This is a genomic window from Corallococcus praedator (genome assembly GCF_003612125.1).
Taxonomy (GTDB): Bacteria; Myxococcota; Myxococcia; order Myxococcales; family Myxococcaceae; genus Corallococcus; species Corallococcus praedator.
Map to the genome: position 1 here is coordinate 1 of NZ_RAWI01001413.1, position 389 is coordinate 389.

1 pseudogene is annotated in these 389 nt (G+C 54.8%); it reads left to right on the forward strand.

What is annotated here, in order from left to right:
- A pseudogene (locus D7Y13_RS44685) lies at window positions 1-389 on the forward strand (hypothetical protein); the annotation flags it as partial.

Consider the following 389-nt stretch of genomic DNA (forward strand, 5'->3'; position numbering starts at 1 on the left):
GCATACGGTGGCGTCTATCCCAACCTCGCCAAGCGCGAACACGGCAAGAATCTCGTTCCCCTCCTCCATAAACTCATTACTCAAGCTGATACTGCACCGAAGGCAATCCGTACGAAAACAGTTGCCGAACTCGATGCACTCATCACACAATTCCGCACCGAGGTCGCTCCACAAAATCCGGAACTCTTCGAAACATTCGCTGCAGCAGCACACCATCTCTATCACGCGGCACCAGTCATCGATCGTATCGCGGTCACCGAAGGTCCTGGTCTCGAACCAGCCCTCTGGGTCGGTCTAACCTTCGCTCGCATGCTCGGCGAACTGTGGAATGTCCCCGTCGTACCGGTCAACCATATGGAAGGTCACATCGTCGGTTCAATGATTCCTTC